The organism is Deinococcus pimensis DSM 21231 (genome assembly GCF_000519345.1).
In the GTDB taxonomy this organism is placed as follows: Bacteria; Deinococcota; Deinococci; order Deinococcales; family Deinococcaceae; genus Deinococcus_A; species Deinococcus_A pimensis.
Window position 1 is genome coordinate 106,687 of the sequence record NZ_KI912640.1, and the last position, 2,049, is coordinate 108,735.

The window sequence follows — 2,049 nt, forward strand, 5'->3', positions numbered from 1 at the left end:
GCAGCGGCCCGGCGCCCGCGAGGGCGGCGGCTACGTCGGCGTGAGCCGCTCCGGTACGCGCTGGCGCGCCCGCATCAAGATCGGCGACAAACACGTCGCGCTCGGCACGTACCCCACCGAGGAGGACGCCGCGCACGCCTACGACCGCGCCCGCGCCGAACACCTCGGCCTCGGCCCCGTCAACTTCCCCGGACCGGATCAGAAGGCGTAGCGGACCCGGCAGTACGGCATCCGCTCCGTCAGGAGGTCCCGGAACACCCGCACCATCTGCCCCTTCATGCCCGTCCGGTAGCGCACCGCCGTCCCGCCCTGCTGCGAGCGCTTCTCCTCCTGCACGCGCGGCACCCACAGCAGATCCTCCGCGCGCGGGTGCCAGCGCAGGTTCACGTCGTGCAGGCCCTCGTGATGCGTCAGGAAGATCACCTCGCACGCCAGCTGCGCCTTCGCCGCGTCCGACAGCGCGTCGTCCACCTCCTCGAACAGCGCCGCGTAGTCGCGCCGCCACCCGTCGTACACGATGACCGGCGAGAAGTTCAGGTGCACCTCGTACCCGGCCTCCACGAAGTCGTTCACCGCCGCGATCCGCTCACGGATCGGCGAGGTGCGCACGTCCACCACGCGCGCCACGGAACGCGGCATCAGCGAGAAGCGGATTCTCGTGCGCCCCCGCGGATCGTAGTCCAGCAGGTCGCGGTTCACGAACTTCGTCGCGAACGACGCCTTCGCGTTCGGCAGCCCCCGGAAGAGCGTCACGAGGTCACGCACGTTGTCCGAGAGCAGCGCGTCCACGCTGAGGTCGCTGTTCTCCCCGACGTCGTACACCCACGCGCGCGGGTCCACCTGGTCCGGCACGGTCTTCTCGCCCTGCGCCCGCGCGTGCCGCGCGAGGAACGCCGTGACCTCCTCGACGTTCACGAAGGTCGTGATGGGGTTCGCGTAGCCCTTGCGGCGCGGCACGTAGCAGTACGCGCAGCTCATCGCGCAGCCGTTCGCGACGCCCGGCGCGATGAAGTCCGCGCTGCGCCCGTTGGGCCGCACCGCGAGCGTCTTGCGCACGCCCAGCACCAGCGTCTCGCGCTTCACCCGCACCCAGTCCCGCGCGAGGCCCTCGTTGCCGTGCAGGCCCGGGATGTTCCAGTGCGACGCCACCTCCACGAGCTCCGCGTGCGGGAACCGCGCCAGGATCTCCCGGCCCCGCGCGTACTCCCGCACGCGCGGCTCCAGATAGATCCTGTTCACCCTCAGAAGGTCCCGTGGCCGCATGGACGGACAGGCTAGCGCGCGGCCGTGAACAGGACCGTCACGCCCTACGCCATTGGGCGGGTAGGCCCGCCGCGCCCGCTGACGTACACTCGCCTCACGCCTCCGGGCGAAGAGGTGCCCACCATGTCAACAGCCGACGAGTGACGACCGACCCGCCCCCCAGGGGGCCGCACCCGCCCCGCTCCCGCCAGGGGAGTGCCGGGCGACTCCTCGCCGCGCCACGCGCGCCGGGAGGTGCGTCGTTCCCTCGTCGTGCGCCGCCCCGCGCGGCCCGGCACCTCGTCCACGGAGTGACATGTTCCCGAAACTCACCGCGCCCGCCGCGTACCTCACGCAGGAAGGCGTCTCCTCCTTCGTCTTCGCCCTCGTCTTCACCGTCCAGGCCGTGTACTTCGTGCAGGACCTGAAGCTCAGCCCCCTCGAGCTCGTCCTGATCGGCACGGTCCTCGAACTCACCTGCTTCCTGCTCGAAATTCCCACCGGCGTCGTCGCCGACACGTACTCGCGCCGTCTGTCCGTCGTGCTGGGCTTCGCCTGCCTCGGGCTGGGCTTCCTCGTCCTCGCGCTCGTCCCGAGCCTCGCGGGCGCCCTGCTCGCTCAGGTCGTCGGAGGGCTCGGCTACACCTTCCTCAGCGGCGCGCAGAGCGCGTGGCTCACCGACGAGGTCGGCGAGGACCGCGTCGGCACGCTCTTCCTGCGCGGCGCCCAGGTCGGCGCCGCCGCCGGGATGCTCGGCGTGATCGCCTCCGCACTCGTCGGCGGCCTGGACCTGCGCCTGCCCGTCCT

At 71.7% G+C, this 2,049-nt stretch carries 3 protein-coding genes; 2 read left to right on the forward strand and 1 reads right to left on the reverse strand.

Going from position 1 to position 2,049, the window contains the following annotated elements; translation table 11 throughout:
- A partial coding sequence (locus tag DEIPI_RS30405) for an AP2 domain-containing protein (protein WP_045234125.1) occupies positions 1-211 on the forward strand: 211 nt, incomplete at its 5' end.
- Here DEIPI_RS30405 and DEIPI_RS0111295 read toward each other — a convergent pair.
- Positions 199-1,239 (reverse strand): spore photoproduct lyase family protein, encoded by a 1,041-nt coding sequence (locus tag DEIPI_RS0111295; RefSeq protein WP_245588549.1) that lies wholly within the window; start codon positions 1,237-1,239, stop codon positions 199-201. The genes DEIPI_RS30405 and DEIPI_RS0111295 overlap by 13 nt on opposite strands.
- A 319-nt stretch (positions 1,240-1,558) precedes the next feature.
- Between DEIPI_RS0111295 and DEIPI_RS0111300 the strand changes: the two genes are divergently transcribed.
- Positions 1,559-2,049 (forward strand): MFS transporter (locus DEIPI_RS0111300; protein ID WP_027481850.1); only part of this gene is annotated, 491 nt, incomplete at its 3' end.